The 20155-nt window shown below is 69.7% G+C and carries 15 protein-coding genes; 8 read left to right on the top strand and 7 right to left on the bottom strand.

The genetic code is table 11. From position 1 onward, the window contains the following. The first annotated feature begins 298 nt into the window (after positions 1-298). Complete coding sequence (locus GC106_RS27265) at positions 299-1711, top strand: right-handed parallel beta-helix repeat-containing protein (protein WP_246366791.1); 1413 nt, start codon at positions 299-301, stop codon at positions 1709-1711. Between the two features lie 76 nt (positions 1712-1787). Here the strand turns inward: GC106_RS27265 and GC106_RS27260 are convergent, their stop codons facing one another. Next, on the bottom strand, positions 1788-2393 hold the full coding sequence (locus GC106_RS27260) for a TetR/AcrR family transcriptional regulator (RefSeq protein ID WP_173136443.1): 606 nt from the start codon (positions 2391-2393) through the stop codon (positions 1788-1790). 98 nt (positions 2394-2491) lie between these two features. Between GC106_RS27260 and GC106_RS27255 the strand changes: the two genes are divergently transcribed. Next, complete coding sequence (locus tag GC106_RS27255; RefSeq protein WP_173136441.1) at positions 2492-3904, top strand: M1 family metallopeptidase; 1413 nt, start codon at positions 2492-2494, stop codon at positions 3902-3904. An 11-nt stretch (positions 3905-3915) separates the two neighbouring features. Here GC106_RS27255 and GC106_RS27250 read toward each other — a convergent pair whose 3' ends face one another. From GC106_RS27250 to GC106_RS27240, 3 genes are read right to left on the bottom strand one after another with little or no spacing between them, the layout of a single operon-like run. Further along, on the bottom strand, positions 3916-4851 hold the full coding sequence (locus GC106_RS27250) for a LysR family transcriptional regulator (RefSeq protein WP_173136439.1): 936 nt from the start codon (positions 4849-4851) through the stop codon (positions 3916-3918). Between the two features lie 16 nt (positions 4852-4867). Beyond that, entirely contained in the window at positions 4868-6172 is a 1305-nt protein-coding gene (locus tag GC106_RS27245; protein ID WP_173136735.1) for a purine-cytosine permease family protein, read from the bottom strand. After that, a complete protein-coding gene (locus GC106_RS27240; RefSeq protein WP_173136437.1) occupies positions 6169-6852 on the bottom strand; it encodes a tRNA-dependent cyclodipeptide synthase in 684 nt (227 codons plus the stop codon). The genes GC106_RS27245 and GC106_RS27240 overlap by 4 nt, the downstream gene beginning before the upstream one ends. Positions 6853-7089: 237 nt before the next feature. Between GC106_RS27240 and GC106_RS27235 the strand changes: the two genes are divergently transcribed. The 6 genes from GC106_RS27235 to GC106_RS27210 all read left to right on the top strand — a co-directional run bounded on the left by GC106_RS27235 (position 7090) and on the right by GC106_RS27210 (position 15875). Then, positions 7090-8028 carry a LysR family transcriptional regulator gene (locus GC106_RS27235; RefSeq protein ID WP_173136426.1) on the top strand — a complete coding sequence of 313 codons (939 nt, stop codon included), beginning with the start codon at positions 7090-7092 and terminating at the stop codon, positions 8026-8028. A gap of 86 nt (positions 8029-8114) precedes the next feature. Then, entirely contained in the window at positions 8115-8492 is a 378-nt protein-coding gene (locus tag GC106_RS27230) for a rhodanese-like domain-containing protein (RefSeq protein WP_173136424.1), read from the top strand. 43 nt (positions 8493-8535) lie between these two features. Then, positions 8536-8991 (top strand): thioredoxin family protein, encoded by a 456-nt coding sequence (locus GC106_RS27225; RefSeq protein WP_173136422.1) that lies wholly within the window; start codon positions 8536-8538, stop codon positions 8989-8991. Between the two features lie 59 nt (positions 8992-9050). After that, positions 9051-10289, top strand: coding sequence for an MFS transporter (locus GC106_RS27220; protein ID WP_173136420.1), 1239 nt, complete (start codon positions 9051-9053; stop codon positions 10287-10289). A gap of 380 nt (positions 10290-10669) precedes the next feature. Continuing rightward, the gene (locus tag GC106_RS27215) at positions 10670-14005 is read left to right on the top strand and encodes an ATP-binding protein (RefSeq protein ID WP_173136418.1); all 3336 of its coding nucleotides are present in this window, start codon (positions 10670-10672) and stop codon (positions 14003-14005) included. Positions 14006-14087: 82 nt separating this feature from the next. Beyond that, positions 14088-15875 (top strand): AfsR/SARP family transcriptional regulator, encoded by a 1788-nt coding sequence (locus GC106_RS27210; protein ID WP_173136416.1) that lies wholly within the window; start codon positions 14088-14090, stop codon positions 15873-15875. Here GC106_RS27210 and GC106_RS27205 read toward each other — a convergent pair. The 3 genes from GC106_RS27205 to GC106_RS27195 are packed head-to-tail and all read right to left on the bottom strand — an operon-like array spanning position 15844 to position 20150. Continuing rightward, positions 15844-16425, bottom strand: coding sequence for a GAF domain-containing protein (locus tag GC106_RS27205; protein ID WP_173136414.1), 582 nt, complete (start codon positions 16423-16425; stop codon positions 15844-15846). The two genes, GC106_RS27210 and GC106_RS27205, sit on opposite strands and share 32 nt — an antisense overlap. 9 nt (positions 16426-16434) lie before the next feature. Beyond that, positions 16435-17247: a S8 family peptidase gene (locus GC106_RS27200; RefSeq protein ID WP_173136412.1), complete on the bottom strand. Its 813-nt coding sequence runs from the start codon at positions 17245-17247 to the stop codon at positions 16435-16437. Next, positions 17244-20150 carry an ATP-binding protein gene (locus GC106_RS27195; RefSeq protein WP_281368631.1) on the bottom strand — a complete coding sequence of 969 codons (2907 nt, stop codon included), beginning with the start codon at positions 20148-20150 and terminating at the stop codon, positions 17244-17246. Before GC106_RS27195 ends, GC106_RS27200 begins: the two co-directional genes overlap by 4 nt. Positions 20151-20155: the final 5 nt, after the last annotated feature.

Here is a 20155-nt window from a genome sequence, read left to right as displayed (position 1 = left end):
TCGGACACTACTTGCGGAAAGCGCTTTCCGCAAGGCGTACGGCTTCGCCTGGTCACTGAAACCCCTTTCACCCGCGGCCGTCACGATTTGCTTCTCCGGACGTCCGCTCTCCTGTCCGGCATCGCCGAATACGCGTTGACGCCGACCCTCAGCTGGAGTAGTTTTACTGGAAAGCGCTTTCCGACTTGCACAAGGCACGCCTGCCCGGTGACACGGCCTCCTGACGCGGTTCGACCTTGTCTGTCAACCGCACGGTGATCAGGAACCACTCCGCGAACAACACCACAGGAGAAGCATGATGAGATGGAAGCCGTTCGTCGCGGGCATGGCCCTGGTCACGGGCACCGTCATGACATTACCGATTTCCATGGCGACAGCCGCGACGGCGCACTACGAGGCCGAGGCATCGCCTGCGGTCTGCACCGGCACGATCGACACCAACTGGCCCGGCTATCCGGGCACCGGATTCTGCAACGGCGACAACACTGTCGGCGCCTACGCACAATTCACCGTCAACGCGTCCACTTCGGACTCCGCGACCGTGCCCATCCGGTTCGCCAACGATGGTACGACCAGCCGGGCGGCCGACGTCACCATGGACGGCCAACAGCAGCCTGGCAACGCGTTGTACGTCGCGACGAACGGCAACGACAGCGACTCCGGCACGTTGGCCGCTCCCTTGCGCACTGTCCAGCGCGCGGTCGATCTGGCGCAGCCCGGATACACCATTTACATCCGGGGCGGCACGTACGCGCCAAGCACCAACATCCAGATCCTCAAGGACGGCACGCCAAGCCAGCCGATCACCATGCGCAACTACAACGGTGAGCGGGTGATCATCGACGGTGAGAACATGCCTCACACGCCAGGCGCGGTGGGTTCGACCATCCCACGGCCGGAGCGTGGCGCCATCCACATCGAGGGTGACTACTGGCGGCTGATCGGCCTGGAGATCATCCACGGCCCGTACGGGATCTTCGGGCTGGATTCCAGCAACAACGTCTATGACCGTCTCATCACGCGGGACAACTACGAGTCCGGGCTGCATCTCGTGCTGGCCACGAGCAACAACCTGATCCTCAACCTGGACAGCTACGGCAACCGCGACCCGCGCAAGAACGGCGAGAGCGCCGACGGCCTTGCCATCAAAGAGGGTTCCGGCAGCGGCAACGTCGTGCGCGGCGCCCGGGTGTGGAACAACTCAGACGACGGCCTCGACTACTGGATGTTCGGATCACCGATCCTGACGGAGAACACCCTCGCCTGGGGCAACGGATTCAACCGCTGGAACCTCCCGGACTTCGTCGGTGACGGCAACGGGTTCAAGCTCGGCGGCAACGGCGTCGTCGGCAACCACACCCTGCGCAACAGCATGGCGTGGGACAACGCGGTCAGCGGCATCATCGACAACAACAATCCCGGCCGGCACCGGATCGAACGCTGCACCGCCTGGGACAACCCCGGCACCGGCTTCGACTTCGACCGCTCCGACAGCACGCTCACCGCGAACCTCGCGGTCGCCAACGGAACCAACGTGTCACTGGGCTCGAACTCCAGTGGCAGCGGCAACTCCTGGGACCTCGGCGGCTCCTGGTCCTTCCAGAGCACCAACCCCAGCACCATCACAGGCCCGAGGAACGCGGACGGCTCAATCCCGGCCTCCACCTTCCTCCGTCCCAGCAACGGCGCGGACGTCGGAGCACGCTTCTAGGTACTCCGGCTGTGGCCGCCTTCCCTGCCCCTGCATGGGGAGGACCCATGAATTGGCGGTCATGCCGACGTCCCGGTCAGGCCCGCGCCTCCGGGGCTGAGGCGCGGAGGAACGCTTCGGCGAAGGTGCGGGCGACCTCGTCGACCGGGGGCAGGGTGTTTCCCAGTGCGTCCTGGAGTACCGGGCGCAGCAGCATGTGCCCGGTCATCGGGCCGAGCATCAGCTGGATGAGCAGTGGCAGCGGGAGCGGGCGGAGCCGTCCGGTGTGGACCAGCGTGCTCGGCAGGCCGCCGAGGCTGGCGAACATCCTGGGCAGGTTCGCCTTGAGCATGCGCGCGGCGGTGCCGTCGGGGCGGGTGAACAGGTCGCCGAAGATCGCGGGCAGCACGCGCGGTTCCCTGGCGAACGCCTCGGCCAGCGCCGCGTAGACGGCGTGGACGGTGTCTTCGAGCCGCTCGGGGGGATCGGCGGCCAGCGCTTCCAGGTCGGGGATGGGGACGTACCGGTCGAACATGGTGGCGAGCAGCCCGTCACGGCTGCCGAAGATGGCGTGCAGGCTGGTGGGTGAGCAGTCCGCGGCCGCGGCGACGACCTCCAGGGTGACCGCGCCCAGCCCGTCGCGCGCCGTGCCCTGCCCGCCTGGCTGCCCCGCCTGCGGCCATGGACACCGGAAGACAAGCACCACGGATAACGCGCCGACATGGGCAATTGGCAGTGGGCCGCGGACGACCGGTCCCTGAGACTGGCCGCCAGAACTGCACCGAACCGAAAGGTTTTCCCATGGCTGTGCGCATCCGACGAGTTAGTTCGTCGGTCACCCTGCTGTTGTGCGGCCTGTCCCTGTGCCCGGCGACCGCGGCCGCGCAGGACGACACCATCGGCACGGACGGCTACGTGCACGTCGCGCCGAACGGCACCGTGCTCGGTGTCGATCCGTACTACCCGACCGACGGCAATGGCGGCTACGACGTCACCGACTACGACGTGACCCTGTCCTACGACCCGGCGAACAAGTTCCTCAACGCCAAGACGGTCGTCACGGCAGCGACGACCCAGCGGTTGAGCCGGTTCAACCTCGACCTGCGCGGGCTGACGGTGAGCGAAGTGCGGGTGAACGGCGCACCCGCCGCGTTCACCCGGGCCAAGGAGCACGAACTGGTGATCACGCCCGCTTCGGTCCTGCCCGAAGACGCGACGTTCACCGTGACGGTCGTCTACTGTGGACGGCCGTCGGCTGAGTACACCCCACGCGGCTGGACGGGGTGGCGCACCTCGTGGACCGGCGGGGCGTTCGCCGCGGGCGCGCCGCACTCGGCCACCACGTGGTTCCCGGTCAACGACACCACGGCGGACAAGGCGACGTTCAGCGTCACGGCGACGGTGCCGAACGGTTGGACGGCCGTCTCCAACGGCCTCCGCAAGTCCGTCCAGGTTGGACAGCGGACCACCGTGGCGTGGTCGGAGGACAAGCCGATCGCGCCCTCGGCGACCATGATCGGCATCGACCGGTTCACCACGCGCGAGTCGACACTCCCCGGCGGCACACCGGTGTTCGACGCCTTCGCCCCGGGCACCGACGCCGGTGCGCTCGCCGCCAAACTGCCCGCTGTCGTGGACTTCCTGAGCGGCAAGCTCGGTCCGTTCCCGTACGACGCGGCCGGCGGGATGTACGTGGCGGACAGGCTGGGCTTCGCGCACCCCGCACAGGGCAGGCCGGTGTTCGGCGCCGGTGCGGGCGAGGCCGCGCTGGTCCAGGCGGTGGCCGCGCAGTGGTGGGGTAACCGGCTGGCCATCAAGATGTGGAGGGACCAGCCGCTGGTGGACTCCTTCTCGCGGTACCTGGTGTGGCTGTGGGACGAGCAGCGCCACGGGCTGCCGGTCGAGCAGCGCTACCGCGACGCGGTGGCCCGCGCGGACACGGCGTTCTGGGGGCGCAAGCTTTCCGACCCCGGCAGGGGGCGGCAGTTCTCGGTGTCCGACAAGGGTGTGCTGATGGTGCACGCGCTGCGCAAGCACATCGGTGACGAGGCCTTCTTCACCGTGCTCCGGGAGTTTCCCGAGATCAACGACAACTGGAACCAGGGCTGGTACGACTGGGAGCTCTACACCGCCGCGGTGGCCGACATGGAGCTCAAGCCCTTCTTCGACGCCTGGGTGGACGGCACGGCCAAGCCCACCGGGTTTCTGGGCTGACGGCGCCCGGCTTATCCGAGGTACCGCGAGAACACCGGCGACGCGCGGCATTCGGCCCGGTAGGCCGCGGTGACGTCGGCGAACACCTCGCGCGCGTGCGGCGCGGCGGCGCCTTCCCGGTGCCACAGCAGGAGGAACCGGCGGACCAGCGCCTCATCGGCGAGCAGCCGTACCGCCACCTGCTGGTGCCCCTCGCAAACGGCTTGGGACAGGCCGACCGCGCCGCTGCGCACCGCCGCCACTGTCGTCGAGTAGTTGTCCGCGAAGTGCCGGGCGCGCGGGTCGAACCCGGCGGCCCGGCACGTGTGGCGGAAGTACTCGTGGAACCGGGACGAGTCCGGCACGGGCAGCACCCATTCGGCGTCGGCGAGTTGCTCCAGCCGCACGACCTTCTGCCGCGCCAACGGATGGTCCTCGGGCAGCACCACCATCGTCGGGTCCACCGCGATCAGCGCGGCCTCCACCGACGAGGGCACCGCCGCCTCGAACCCCGGGTACTCCTTGATCAGCCCCAGCTCCAGCCTGCGCTGCGCGACCAGGTCGATCACCAGGTCGGGGCAGTCGCTGTCGAACAGCGAAGCGCCCTCCCCGGACGGGAGCCGGTCGGCCACGATGCCGGGCAGGTGCCCGACGATCGGCGAGCAGACCCCACCCACCCGCATCGTGGAGCCATTCGGGCGCGCGCGTGTTTCGATGTCGCGCACCAGGCCCTCCATCAGCGGCAGCACCGCGGCGATCCGGCTGAGCAGCAGCTCGCCGGTCGGCGTGGGGGTCACCGCCGTGGCCCGGCCCCGTTCGAACAGTCGTTGGCCTAGTGCGTTCTCCAGGCGTTTCAACGTCCCGCTCACCGCGGGCTGGGTGACGCCGAGTGCCACCGCAGCCTCGGAGAGGCTGCCGGTCTCCCCGATCGCCCGCACGAGGCGGAGATGGTGGACATCGAGTTCCATGCCGTCACACCCCGTTTCACCGGTGGGTGTCGACCCGGGACCTCGGCGGTGGTCGCATGATCCCGACTGTGCTGCCGATCACAGCATACAGCGCGAAGGCGGTCACCACGGAGTTGATGGCGGGAATACCCACCGGCACGAACGCGCCCACCGCGGCGCCAGCGGCCCAGCACAGCAAGGAGGCGGGCACCCAGTTCGGCGGGGTGTCAGGCAGTTCCCCGGCCGCCCGCGACGAGTCGAGCGCGGCGCGCCAGGTGCGGACCACGAAGTACTCGGCGATCACGATGCCCGCGACGGGCGGGGTGATCACGCCGATCCACGTCAGGAACGTCGTGAAGTGGTCGAGAATGCCCAGCGCGGACAGCAGGGTGCCCAGTGCGCCGAGCAGCAGGGTCGCGGTGCGGCGCGACATCTTGCGACCGGCGAGCACGTCGACCGTGTTGACCAGGCCCAACGACGCCGAGTAGAGGTTCCAGTCGTTGATCTTCATGATCGCGGTGACCAGGATCAGCGTGCCGAGCACACCGGAGGTCGAGGTGATCACGGCGACGATGTCGGCGCTGCGCGCGGCGTGGGCCAGCAGAACGCCGGTCAGCCCGATCAGGTACTCGCCGAGGGTGACGCTGATCAGCGTCTGCTTGACGACGTCGCTGACGCGGCGGTTGAAGCGGGTCATGTCCGGTGTCATGACCGCGCCCATGATGAACGCGCCCGCCACCAGGGTCGTGCCCTGTGCGAGGGACATCGCCGGGCCGGGCGGGGACATGGACACCAGCTCGCCGAGGTCGTGGTGGCGCAGCTCCTGACTGATGGCGTACCCGGCCAGCAGCAGGAACGCGGGTACCGTCAGGTAGGCGGTCCACGCCATCATGTGGAAGCCCGCGACGACAATGACGGTCACCGCGACGCCGCCGAACACGGCCCACCCCCACACCGGGAGGCCGCCCATCAGGGCGTGCAGACCGTGCGCGAACACGTCGTTCTGCACGCCGAACCACCCGGCGAGGCTGAGCGTGACCAGCAGGCCGACCAGCGCGGATCCGCGCCCGCCGAAGCCCGCCCAGCGCGCCAGCACCGACGTGGAGACGCCCTCCCTCATCCCGGCCACGCCCATCAGCACGGTGACGACCTCCAGCATCACCGCGCCCAGCGTGATCGCGAGGACGGCGTCCCAGAAGGTCATGCCGAACCCGAGCACGGCGCCCAGCAGGAACTGGTGGAACGAGGACACCTGCCCGAACCGCTGCACCGCCACCGAAACCCAGGAGCAGCGCGCGGATTCGGGCAGGCGGCGCAGCGAGTAGTCGTCGTGCACGGTCAGTACTCCCCGTCTTCTTCGGCACGCAGGAGCACGAAGCCCTGCCTCGGGTTCGGACGCCACGGCAGCTCGCGGCCGTAAAGCATTTCCAGGAATTTGACCCGCTGGTGGTAGGCGAACACCGAGCTCTCCACCCCGGTGATGGCGGGGGTGTCGACGAACAGCGGGAGTTCGGCCAGGAAGTACCGGACGGCGCGCCGGAGTTGCTCGTCCGTCGGCACCTGGCCTTCCGGCAGTCTGCGGTCCAGCACCCACCGGGTCGCGTCCAGGCAGTGTGCGGTGAACACCTCGTTGACGGTGAACAGGTCGTGGGCGTACGCCAGAAGCTTTTGGTAGCAGGCGTTGTCGGCGAGGGCGGCGCCGTCGAGCACGTGCTCCCCCGGGTTGGCGACCCCGAGGTCTCCCAGCGCCCGGCACACCTTGTTGACCACGTACTGCCCTTGCCGGCGGGCTTTCAGCCGGGCACGGCCGGGCTCGTAGCCCAACGCCTCCAACGTGTGGACCGCGGCGCGGTCGGGGATGAAGAAGTGGAAGTTGTCGAATTCGCTCATCGCCCAACGCGCCGCGTCGGTGATGAGCTCGACCGAGAAATAGCTGTTGAACGGGCTTACGCCGACGCACACGTGCTGTCCGCTTCGCAACGGGGCAGCGCAGTGCTCGGTCAGCGGGGTTGTCAGCAACACCGTCGGCTCCGAGAAGAAATTCGCAGGGAAGCGGGGAAATGCAGGGGATCACCCGCGTCCGACCACTATGCGGACCACACCGGGAGGGTGGTACTGCCGAAACGCCATGCCGTCGTCTTATGGTCGCTCGACTGCTGAGCCGACCGACTTAGTGCGTGCACCCGCCTGTCCGGCGACGGTCGGCGTAATCGGCACGCCTGTGGTGACAGCGTGGCGGCGGAAGAGCGTAATGGAACGATGGAACTTCAGGTTCGGCATCTCCGGGTGCTGCTCGCCATCGCACGCGCGGGCAGCCTCAACCGCGCGGCAGCCGAGCTGCGGCTGCCGCAACCGGCGCTGAGCCACCAGTTGCGGCGCATCGAGCAACTGGTCGGCGACCGGCTGTTCGACCGCGACCCGCGCGGCGTGCGGCCCACGCGCATCGGTGCTCTGGTGTTGTCCCGCGCCGAGGCGATCATCCCGGCGTTCGATGAACTGGATCGCGATTTCCGCCGCCACCAGAAGTCCGAGGGCGGCGTGCGGGTCGGCTGGAACGACAGCGCACTGGCGCCGGAGGTGTTCCGGTGCGTGCGGGAACTCGTACCCGACCGCGAGCTGACGACCAGGGCGGACATGTCGCACACCCGTTTGGTGCAGCAGGTGGACAACCGGTGCGTGGACCTGGCGCTGGTGTTGATCTGCGGCCGGCGGACGCTGGCCGTGCCCGGCGACGTCCACGTGGCGCACCTGGTGACCGAGCCCGCGTTCGTGGCGCTGCCGTCGGGGCACCAACTCGCCGACGCGGCGACCGTCGACCTCGCCGACCTGGCCGAGGAACGGTGGATCGTGTCCAGCTGCGGCGACGGCTGCCGCATCGTCTTCCGGGAGATGTGCCTGGAGCACGGTTTCCGGCCCCGCATCGCGCACGACGTGGACACGGTGCGGTTCCGGCTGGTGGCGGGCGGGCACGGCGTCTGCCTGGTGCAGCCGACGACGCCGGACATGCCCGGTATGGTGATCCGCCCGCTGGCCGGGACGCCGATGACCGTGCAGCACATCCTGTTGTGGCGCACCGACCACCCGCTCGCCGACCGGTTCGAGGAACTGCATGCCGCATCGGTGCGCGCATATCAACGGCTGGCCGAGGACAACGCGGTGTACCGGCGGTGGCTGGGAGCGGATAACCGCATGGCATAGGCCATCGGCAGTGGGCGGCGCACCCCGGCTGTGGACACACTCTGTTCACCGCCACGTAACGCTTCCCCGCCGGAAAGGGAACAGCCATGCTGCCGCTGATCACTCGCGACGAACTGAAGAAAGGCATCGACGCGGGCACCCTCGTGGTGGTCGACACCATGCCCGAGGCGTACTACGAGAAGGAACACCTGCCCGGCGCGGTGAACATCCCTGGCTTTCCGTACGAGCAGGCAGCCGAGTTCACGGACCGGTACGCACCCTCGGTGCTGCCGGACAAGTCCGCTGGCATCGTCGTGTACTGCGCCAACGTGCCGTGCCGAAACAGCGAACTCGTGGGCGCACGGCTCGTCGGGCTCGGCTACCAGAACGTGCGTAAGTACCGCGAGGGCATTGAGGATTGGGTGGCCGCCGGCCTGCCCACGTCCACGAAGACCGCCGGCCGTCAAACGTCCACTTCGGACTGAGTGGTTCGCCGTCATGTCCGATCCCTGCCGATGAGGATTCTTCATGTCCCTGCTCAAGAGACTCCTGCGCGCCGGTGTGACCGCCGTCGCTATCACCGCGGCCACCTTCGCGATGGTGGCACCCGCCACCGCCGCGCCGGCCGAAACCGCCCTGGCCAACGAGAACGTCGTCAAGGTCACCTCGGCCAACCACGACGAAATCCTCCAGATCTCGAAGACGAAGCTCGTGATCCTGGACTTCGGCGCCGACTGGTGCGGCCCGTGCCGGCAGATGAAGCCGGTGCTCGAGCGGCTCGCGGCCGAGTACAACGGCCGCTTCCTGGTCGGTGTCGTCAACGTGGACGTCAGCCGCGACCTTTCGGCCATGTACCGCATCCGGTACCTGCCCACGCTGGTCCCCATCCGGCACGGCGCGGAGCTGCCCAACTCCCGCCACATCGGGTACCGCGGTGAAGCCGCGCTGCGGGCCTGGATCAACGCCCAGCTCGCCAAGGGCTGACCGTGCGGCCGGCGTCCCCGCCCGGGGCGCCGGCCGCCCTCCGGTCGGGAAGGATTCCCGTGCTCCCCCTGCGGTCCCTGCTCCCGCTGTCCATCGTCGTCCTGCTCGGCTGCCTCACCGAGGTGCTTCCCGCCGGGCTGCTGCTCGGTATTTCCGCTGACTTCGACGTCTCCCCGTCCACCGCCGGGCACCTGGTCACCGGCTACGCCATCACAACGGCGCTGACCGCGATCCCGTTGACGGCGTTGATTTCCCGCCTGCCGCGCAAGGCGGTACTGCTCGCCCTCGTGCTGAGTTTCGCGGTGACGAACTTCGTCATCGCGTTGTCCCCGTGGTACTCGGTCGTGCTGGTCGCGCGGATCGCCTCCGGTGCGATCACCGGGGTGATGTGGTCGCTGGTCGCCGTGTATGCCATGCGGATCGCGCCGCCTGCCCTGTCCGGCCGCGCGCTGGCGGTGGCCATGGCGGGCACGCCGCTCGGCTTCGCCGTGGGGGTGCCCGCGGGCACCGCGCTCGGCGACCTCGTCGGGTGGCGGTGGTCTTTCGCCCTCATGGGCGCGGTGGCCGTCCCGCTGTTCGCGTGGGTGGCGGCCGTGGTTCCCCCCGTCGCGCCGGAACCGGCCACCCAACGCCTGAGCGTCCGCGCGGCGCTCACCGTGCCGCGCATGGGCGCCGTGTTGGCGATGGTGCTCGGTTTCTCCCTGGCGCACAACACCGTCTACACCTATCTGGGGCCGGTGTTGGCAGGGTTCGGGCGGCAGTCCCTGCTCAGCACGGCACTCCTGGTGTTCGGCGGCGCCGCCGTGGCGGGCATCCTCGTCGTCGGTGGCGCGCTCGACCGGTTTCCCCGCGGCGTGCCGGCGATGTGCGCGGTGACCGCCGCTGCGGCAGTGGCCCTGGTGCAGGTGTCGGACGGCGAGCCGTCCTGGCTGCTGCCCGCGACGGCCTTGTGGGGATTGGCCTTCGGCGGTGCTCCGACGGCTTTCCAGGCGGTCACCGCGATGATCGCCGGACGCACCGCGGACGCCGCCCAGTCGTTGACCGTCGCGTCCTGGAACGGGGCGGTGGCCGGTGGGGCGGCCCTCGGCGGCCTGGTCCTGGACACCGTTCCCGGCGCGCTGGTGTGGACGTCGGCGGCTCTCATGGTGCTGCCGCTGCTCGCCACGACGCGCCTGGGTGTCGGGCGCGAACGGTCGCTGTCCGCGCCGCACCCCAGATCCAGTGGGCTAAGTGATGTCCCGCAAGAAGATCCGGCGCACCAGCGGTCCGCCGGCTCCGCCGCTGATCAAGCCTCGTGAGTGTTTATCGGTGTTCTAACCCTGATAAACACTCACGAGCAGGTCAGTGGGGATCGCGCCACCAGTGCATCGAGACGACATCGCCGGTCGCGCACTCGTAGCTGTGAACCGGCTCAGTCCCGGTGTCCGCCAAGGTTATCAACTGGCACCCACGGGCCGAAGACCTCCTGTGGCGCCCAGAGCCGCAGGAGGCCAACCGCAGCGAGGGCGGCGGGATCAACGTCCGCTAGCGGCGCGGTCTCAAGCGGGAGCTTCTCGATTCCTTCCTCACACTCGTCGAAACACACGCTCCGTACCTGCGCATCGGTACGCCTTCTGAGGACTCGGCTGCGGATCGACGGTCTCTGGTTGGCTGCCTGGTTGATCGTTATCGTTTGTACGTGCGCTGGACGGTGCTAGGTGCGATCGGGGCGTTGGTGGATGGCAGAAGCGTCGAACTCGGTGGTGCCAAACAGCGCCGTGTGCTGGCCGCGCTGTTGGTCCAGCCGGGGGCGGCCGTTCCGGTCGCGAGCCTGGTCGACGCGGTCTGGGGATCAGCGGCACCAGCCTCGGCGGTAGGAACCCTGCGCGCCTATGTCGCCAACCTGCGGCGAGCGCTGGAGCCGCACCGGGCCCCGCGGGCCACCGAGTCGGTGCTGGCCAGTTCCCCCTTGGGGTACCGGTTGTTGATAGAGCCGGGGCAGCTTGACTCGTCCCAGTTCCGTGACCTGGTCGCGGCGGCGAACTCCGCGCGGACGGGAGGACGTCCGCTGGACGCGTTGAACCTGTTCGACGAGGCGCTCAACTTGTGGCGAGGCCCGGCGTTCGGTGAGTTCGCCGCGGACGCGTTCGCCGCGACGGCCGCGGCCGAACTCGAGGAACTGCGGCTCGCCGCCCAGGACGAGCGGGCCGAGACCGAACTCGCGGTGGGACAGCCCGCCAAAGCGGCCGTCGCGTTGCGCCTGCTGGTCATGGCCGAACCGTTGCGGGAACGCCGCTGGGAGATGCTCACGCTCGCGCTCTACCGCAGCGGCCGGCAGGCCGACGCGCTCGGAGCGTTGCGGGAGGCCAGGCACACCCTGGTGACCGAACTGGGCATCGAGCCGAGCGCCGGGCTGCGCCGGCTGGAACAGGCCATCCTCACCCAGGACCCCAGCCTTGACCTGACCAGCGCCCCGGTCGAGGTGACCGGTCCGCGCCCAGTGGAGCGCTTGGCGGGTCGTGATGACGTGCTGCGCGCCATCCGGCAGGCGATGACCCGCGCCAGTACCGGCAGCGGACATCTGTTCCTGGTCACCGGCGAACCCGGGATCGGCAAGACCCGCGTCACCGAGGCCGCGGTCGCCATGGGCACGAAATTCGGGTTCACGGTGGCGTTGGGCCGGTGCCCGGACGGTGAGGGCAGTCCGGCTTTCTGGCCGTGGGTTTCGGTCCTGCGCACGCTGATCGAGCCCGATTCCGCGTTGCGGGAACTGGCCGGGGAGGCCGGGCTCGGTGCCCTGCTCAACGTCGGCCGGTCCGCGCAACCGAACGAGAAACGGTTGCACACAGCCATTGTCGACGTGATCGCGGCGGCCGCCGGCCACCGCCCGGCACTGGTGGTCCTGGACGACCTGCACTGGGCCGATCCCGACTCGGTGCTCGTGCTGCGGGTGCTCACCACCATGCTGCCGGAGCTGCCGCTGCTCGTGGTCGCGACCAGCCGGGACGGAGCCGACCTCGTCGAGCCGGCCGCCGGGCTGGTCGCCCAGCTGACCGGGCGCTGGGCGACCAGGTGGCAGCTGCGCCGACTGACCGAGGCCGAGGTCGGCGAGGTGCTCAGCGCCTGGCCGGACTCCGAGCACCCGGACGCCGTGCGGGTGATCCACCAGCGCTCCGGCGGAAACCCCTTCCACGTGGTCGAACTGGCCCGACTGGTCCCCAGGCTGACGTCCGGCTCGCTGGCCGACGCCCTGCCACAGGGTACCCGCGACCTCATCCAGCACCGGCTGCGCAGGCTGCCGCCCGAGGCCGGATCCGTTCTGTTGGCAGCGGCCGTGCTCGGTGAGGAGTTCGCGACGGACGTCCTGGCCGAGACCAGCGGCCTCACGGCCGAGACGTTCTCGGAGGTGCTGGACGCCGCGCTGCGCTGGGGGCTGGTGACCGAGTCCAGCTCCGGCCGGTACCGGTTCAGCCACGCACTCGTGCGCGACACCGTCCGTTCCTCGGTTTCCCGGCTTCGGCTGGCGAAACTGCACGCCGACGCCGCACGCGCGCTCGCGCGGCGCGTGCCACACATTCCCGACAGCGACGTCCTGGACGCCGTGGCATACCACTGGCTGGAAGCATCCGGCGCCGGGCACGCGGAGGAGGCGATCGCCGCTGGGCACGCCGCAGCGGAGCGCGCCGAACAAGTGCACGCGTACCAGCACGCGGCGACGCTGTTCGGTGCTGTCGTCGACGTCATCGACCGCCACGCGATTCCCCGGTCCGCGACGCAGACACGCAGACTGTTCGAGTTGCTGGTGAGACTGGGCCGCACCAGTTGCCGCGCAGGCCTTCAACAGCTCGCCTCGGCCACGTTGCGTCGCGCGATCGGGCTCGCGGAGAAACTCGGCGATCTGCGCGCACTGGCCACGGCCGCCTGCACGTACAGCACCGAGTCGTTCTGGTCGATGCGTGAATATCTTGCCCTGGAACCGGTTGTGCTGGCCGCGCTGCGTGACTCCGTGCGGTTGCTTCCCGCCGAGGACTCGCGCTTGCGGTGCCTCTCGCTCGCGGCGCTGGCGACGGAGCAGTACTTCGAGTTCGGCCCTGACGTCCACGGGCCGAGCCAGCCTTCCGCCGAGGCGGTCGCCATGGCCCGGCGACTCGGTGACCCCACGCTGCTGATGCGCGCGCTTCACTTGCGCCACCAAGCGATCCGGTATGCCGACACGCTCGCCGAGCGCCGGCGGATCGTCCAGGAACAGGTCGAGCTGACCGAGCACGCCGAGCTCAGCGCGGACTGGACGCCGCGTGTGCTGTTGCGCAGGGCGTTGACCTCGCTGGAAGCCGGCGACATGACGGCCGCGCAAGCCGACATCGACGCCTGTACCGAGGCCAATCTGCGGATCCGGCTTCCCGAGGTCGATGTGCATCTGCGGTGGTGGAAAGCGATGCGGGCCGGCCTGGCCGGTGACCCGGAGACCGCCGCGCGGCTGTCCCGGCAGACGTACGAGTTGCACCGGCAGACAGTGTGGGGCTCGGAGCCCGCGCTCACGGCCCAGCTCGTGTCCTGGCTGATCGACCAGGGCAAGTACGAGGAAGCGCAACAGATGCTGCGTGGCCATGACGAGCCGGACAGTCCGGTCACCCTGGAGCATCGGGGATTGGTGCTCGCCTTGCAGGGAAATCTTGCCGAGGCCAGGGTGGCCTGCCCGCCCGCCGGGCAGCTCAAAGAACCGCCACGGGACTGGTTGTGGCTGACGCAGATGGTCATCCGCGCCTACACCTGGGCATTGTGCGGCGACGGTCCCTCGTGCGAGTACGCGTTGGGGCAACTGCTCCGGTACTCCGGCCAGAGTGTGACCACCGGCTCGGCGATCCTCTGCTGGGGCTCCATCGACTACTTCCTCGGTGCGGCCGCCGCCACCGCCGGACAGACCGAACGGGCGATCACCCTGCTGCGCAAGGCCGAACGCCACAACGCCGAAATGGAGTGCGTCACCTGGCACCGGCGTTCGGCGGCCAGGCTCGCCGATCTCGGTGCCGGCTGAGCCGCACGTCTGCCCTATCCGGGTCCAACCGGCTCCCAACGCCGCACGGTGATACTCGCCGGGGCGAAGGGATGGGGAGCACATGGGCTTACGCAACACCGTGGAATGCCGGACATTTGGCGAGCTGACGGTCCTTGTCGACGGCCGGGCCGCCGACCTCGGCCGGCCCAAGCAGCGGCTGCTGCTGGCTCAGCTGCTGTGCCGGGCCAACTCGGTGGTACCGGTCAAGGACCTCGTCGAGACACTCTGGGCCGCCCACCCGCCACGGACGGCGCCGAAGAACCTCCAGGTCTACATTTCCAAACTGCGCCGGACTTTCGGCGACCGGCTCGGGTTCACCGCCCGCGGCTACCGGCTGAACCTCACGCCCGACGAGTGTGACCTGCTGCGGTTCGAGCACCTCGCCCGCGGCGGGCGGCGATTGCGCCGGGACGGGGATGCCGACGCGGCCGCGGACCTGCTCGGTCACGCCGTGGCGCTGTGGCGTGCACCGCTGGCCGAGTTCGCGGACGAACCGGGCCTGACCGCCGACCTCGGCCGGTGGCACGAGATCTTCCTGGCCAGCCTGGAGGACTGGGCCGAGCTGGCGGTCGAATCCGGGGACCACCAGATCGTGCTGGACCGGCTGGCCGAGCACGTCCGGCCGCATGTGCTCCGGGAAAGGCTTGGCGGCGCATGGATCCGCGCTCTGGCTGCGGACGGCCGGGTCCAGGAGGCCTTGGCGCACTACGAGCTCATCCGGCAGACGCTGGCCGACGAACTGGGCGTGGACCCCAGTCCGATGCTGGGCAGTGTGCACCGGGAACTGCTCAACGGCGAGGCCCGGCCGCCGAACCGCCCGGGCCGGTTCGCGCCGGGTAACCAGCTTCCCCGCGCCCTGCCGGACTTCGTCGGACGAGCCGCCGAGGCCGACCGCGCCACCGAAACCCTGTCCGGTCACAAGGGCCACCGGGTGGTCGTGGTGCACGGCCCGGTCGGCTCCGGCAAGTCCTCGTTCGCCGTTCACGTGGCCCACCTGCTGCGCGCGAACTTCCCCGACGGGCAGCTGTTTCTCGACCTGGCCGAGGAAGACGGCACGCCCAAGCCGGCGAGCCGGGTGTTCGAGCACCTGCTGGGCATGATCGGCCTCGACTGTGGGGCGGCGCAGGCATCGGCGCGCTGGCGGTCCTGGATCGCGCAGCGCAGGCTGCTGCTCGTGCTGGACAACGCGACACACGAGGACACCGTCCGGGCGGTCCTGCCCGGCTGGGGAACGAGTGGCGTGCTCGTGACCGGCCGCAGCCCACTGTGGGGACTGGAATCGGTGCTGCGTATCCGTCTCGGGGCACTGGGCGAGGCGGAGAGCCGGGAGCTGCTCGGCCGGGTCATCGGCCGCAGCCGGGTGCTCGCCGACCGGGACGCGGTCGGGCGGATCATCGGCAGCTGCGAGGGCCGGCCACTCGCGATCCAGATCGTCGCGTCGAGACTGGCGGCACTGCGGCACATCACCCTCGCCGAGTTCGCCGACCGCCTCGGCGATCCCGCGCGCGTGCTGGACGAGCTGGCGGTGGGGGGACTGGCCTTCCGCGACCGGCTCGACCTGTTCTACCGCACCATGTCCGACCTGCAGCGCGCCGCGTACCGCCGGCTCGCCGACTTGCCGCCGCCACCATTCGAGCACGGCCAGATCATCGCGGCACTGGCCGACCTGGCCGCGTCGCCCGACCTGCTGCTGGAATCGCTGCTGGAGTGTGATGTCCTGGCAGCGCCGGACGCCGAGGTCACCGCGTGCTACGCCAGCTACGACATGTCCGCCCTGACCTACCGGCACTGCCGGGAAACCGCTGCGCGCCACCGGGTCAGCCATTCCGGTGCCGCAGGAAGTCCTTGAACACGCCCACCAGTTGCGCGCCGAGTTCACTCTCGTCGGCGGCGAGGCGGACGAGCGGCTCACTGTCGTCCCGGCAGTGAGAGCATCCTCTGGCCACCCGCAGCGCCGTGGCGGCCTGGTTGGCGAACAGCGACAGCAAGTCCAGGTCGCCCAGGCTGGAGCGGGACTGCACGGCCGGATCGATCACCTCCAGCACACCGAGCACCTCGCCGGCGGACAACAGCGGCGCGGCCATCAGCGCCTGGGGCACGTAGCCGGTGGACTCCGCCAGATCACGGGCGAACGTCCGGTTGCCGGTCAGGTCGTCGGCGATGACGGCCTGGCCCGAACTCACCACCCAGCCCGCGATCCCGCGGCCGGCCGGGATCCTGGTGCCGATCAGGAAATCCTGCCCGGCACCGGCGACGGCCTCGAAGACCAGTTCACCCTCGGGTTCGTCGAGCAGGAAGACCGAGCTGGCGGCGGCGCCGAAGATCGCCATCGCGACCTCCACAATGGACTGAAGCAGTTCCCGGGTGCCGCTCGGCGCGGGTGAGACGTCCAGTGTCACGGCCAGACCTCATTTCTCGGTGCGGACGTTCGCCGCGGCCAGGTACAGCACGGTCTTGAGCTGGAAGATGGTCAGCTGCGGGTGTTTGGCGAGGATCGCCGCGCACAGGCCGGTGATCCTCGGCGTGGCGAAGCTGTTGCCCGTGGTGCGGACGGTTCCACCACCGGGCCACGCGACGACCACATCACGGCCCATCGCGAAGAACTCCACCGGTGGCGCCGGGTTGTACAGGTACAGGCCAGGGTCGGGTTCCTGGTGGCTGCCGACCGACAGGACGGAGCAGAACCGCCAGGGAAAGCTGACCACCGGGGTGTTGTGGGCCGACGCGACGATGGCGATGCGCCGGAAGTAGGCCTCGTCGGCCAGTTCGTGCAGTTCGTGGGCGAACTTGGTGTGCGTGGTCGACAGGCTCATGTTGATCACGTCGAACCTTTGCTCGACGGCCCAGCGCAGCCCGGCGAGCAGGAAGCGGCCGCTGCCGGTGAACCCCCGGCCAAGGACCCGGACGCTGTGCAGTTCGCAGTCCGGTGCGACATCGCGGATGATCCCGGCGCAGGCGGTGCCGTGGCCGCAGGTGTCCTCGGGGTCGGCCGGGCGCACCTCGGGACCGTTTTCTCCTTGCACCACCTCATGTGCGCTGGCGACCGACCGGACAAGCGGATGGCCGCCCTCGATCCCACTGTCCACAACGCACACCCGGACCCCCGCACCGGTCGAGCCTCCCCAGGCCCACTCGGGGGTCACCTGATCGAGGCCGGTCGCGCCGACCTTGATGTCCGAGGGTCTCTGATCACGCAGGCCCCAGCTGAGCGCACGAGTCACAGCGCGGCCTCCCGGATGGCGGCGGCGGCATGGCCGCCGACGACATGGCCCTTGGCCGCGAACCAGTCCGCCGCGCGGTCCGCGGCGGTCACCGCGGTCGCGGCGTCACCGGTCGCCAGGCTCACCGCGGCGAGGTCCAAGTGTGCCGTGGCAAGTGTGATCGGCGAGTCGGTTCGCTCCGCCGCGGCCACCGCGCGATGCGCCATCGCCGGATCGCCCGCCGCGAGGGCGAGCACGCCGAGCGGGTCGGCGTCCTGCCCACTGGGCGATCCGGAGATCTGGTCGAGCAGCTCCGGCCCAGGAGGTTTTCCCCGGCGCAGCAGCACTCTGGCCAGCTGGCAGGATGCGGTCGCGATCAGTCCCGGGTCGCCGGCTGCCCGCGCCGACCGGACGGCGTCGACCAGCAACTGTTCGGCTGACTCGAGCCGGCCGGCGAGCGCGTCGACTCCCGCGGCGAACAGCGGCCCGAACATCGCGGCCTCCGCGTAGCCGAGGTCATTGGCGAACTTGTCCGCGACGGCGAGACAAGCCCGCGCCTCACGATCCTTTCCTTGCAGGGCGAGAAGGTTCGCCAGCGGGTAGTTGAGGGTGACGGACACGACGTCGTGATTCCGGCCGTGCAGGGCGAGCAGTTCGCGACAGCGCCGCACAGCCTGGGCCGCCGGTGCCGGTCCGTACCAGAGGGAGATCCCGATCGCGCCGAGCGCCATCGCCTGCTCGGGTGCGGCATCGGCCGTGACGGCGTGCCGCAGCGCGGCGGCCAGCAGTTCTTCCGCGGCGCCGTGCGACCCGATCAGTTGCTGTTCCTGAGCGAGGCGGATGTGACCGCGTGCCAAGCCCAGGTGGTCGGTGTACGCCTCGAAGACCGGCAGCACCTCGCGCGCGGTGTCGGCCGCCGGTATCCGCCCGGGCCGGGCCGGCTGGGTGTCCAGCGCCGCCAGTTGCAGCTTCGCGTGCGCGTAGGTGAGCTGATCGCCTGAGGTGATCGACAAGGCCATTACGTCCCGCAGCAGTTCGCTGCCGTCCCGGGTCATACCCATGGCCAGCAGGGTCTCGCCGAGCCCTTCGGCCGCCAGCGCCCACCACGGGTCGTCCTGTGTGGAGTGTGCGATGGCCCGCCTGCCCAGGTCCGCCGACCAGGACAGGTCAGCGCGCGCCAGTGCGCTGCGGCCCGCGACGGTGAGGGCACAGGCGGCCTGCTCGCGCAGGCGGCCGGTGTGGTCGTCGCGCAGGCCGAGTCCGTGCCGATGGAGATACGCCTGCTCGAGGTGGTGACCCGTGGCGGCCGCAGTCGTGCACCGCCCGGCGAGCGCCTCGTGCCAGTCCGCCCGACGGCGTTTGCTGATCGCCTGGTAGGCCACGTCCCGCAGCAACCCGCTCCGGAACCGGTACTCGCTGCCGCGCACGGGTTCGACCAGCCCGCGGCGCGTCAGTCCGGGCAGTCCGGCGGACACCCCGGTCTCAGCCAGCGCCTCGATCTCGACTGTGTCGAACTGGCGGCCGACGACGGAGGCGGCGTCCAGCACCACGCGTTCGGCCGGGCCGAGTGAGTCGATCCGCGCGGCCAGCACCGCGGTCACCGTCACCGGCAGCTTCCCGGGATCAGCTCCGTCATCGAGCATCGCCAGCAACTGTTCGAGATACAGCGGGTTGCCCTCGGCCCGGTCGATCACCCTGGCGAGTACGGCAGGCACGTGCGCCTGCACCTCGACCAGTTCGGCGGCAAGCCGCTCCATGTCCGCTTCGGGCAGCGCAGGCACCTCGACTGTCCGGAGTGGACTGCCGGTTTTCCGGCCCGCGAGAACCAGAAGCACCCGCGTCTCGCTCACCATGTCGGCCAGCCGGGCGACACCGTCGAGCAGAACCTCCTCTGCCCATTGGACATCGTCGAGCACGAGGATGACCGGGCGGACGGTGGCCATTTCGGTCAGCAGAGTGGCGATCGCGGCGTAAGTGCTGTCCGCCGAGCGGCCCGGGGTACCGTCCCGCAGCAGACCGGAGCGCAGCACTCGGTAGGCAGGCTCGCACCGCAACTTTCCGGTGGGCACGCCGATGTGGGTCGCCGTGTCGAGGATCTGGCGCAACGCCTGCGCAAGGGGGGTGAGGCTCGCCTGGTCGCGATAAGGGTGGCAGCGTCCCGACCCGATCATCGCACTGTCGTCCGGCAGCCCGGACAGCCAGTGCTGGACGAGTCTGGTCTTGCCGATCCCCGCCTCACCGGACAGCGTCACCGACTGGCTCCGCCCGTCCAGCGTCCTGGCCCAACATTCGCGCAACAGGTCGAGCTCCCGCTCCCGGCCGACGAACGGGGTGCCGACGGCCATGTCCAGCCATCCTGGGTCGGGCCGGATACCCAGCAGCCGGAACGTGGTCACCGGGTCGCGTTTTCCCTTCAACGCCAACGCCCCGACCGTCTCGACCTCCGCCTCGCCGCCGAGCAGCGCACGGGTGACCGGTCCGATCAGGACCTCGCCCGGGCCCGCGTTCTGTTCCAGCCGGGCCGCGACGTTGACCACCTCACCGGCGACCAGGTTCTCGGTGGCGCCCTGCGTGCCGGTGGCGACGACCTCACCGGTGTTGACGCCGATCCGCACCGACAGTCTGCAGTCGAACGTGCTTTCCAGGTCGGCGTTGAGCTCGGCCAGTGCGGCGATCATGTCCAAGGCGGCAGCCGCGCCACGACGCGCATCGTCCTCGCGCACGGTGGGGACACCGAACACGGCCATCACCGCGTCCCCGATGAATTTCTCGACCGTTCCGCCGTGCGCCTCGATCTGCCTGCGCGCGGTGTCGAAGTAGCTCATGACGACCGACCGGAGCGTCTCCGGTTCCAGGACGCCGGCCAGTTCGGTGGAACCGACGAGGTCGCAGAACAAAACCGTCACGAGTTTACGCTGCTCCATGGCGT

It is taken from the genome of Kibdelosporangium persicum, from assembly GCF_013280595.1.
In the GTDB taxonomy this organism is placed as follows: domain Bacteria; phylum Actinomycetota; class Actinomycetes; order Mycobacteriales; family Pseudonocardiaceae; genus Kibdelosporangium; species Kibdelosporangium persicum.
Note: the sequence above shows the minus strand (reverse complement) of the source record. Positions and strands in the feature narration are given on the sequence as shown.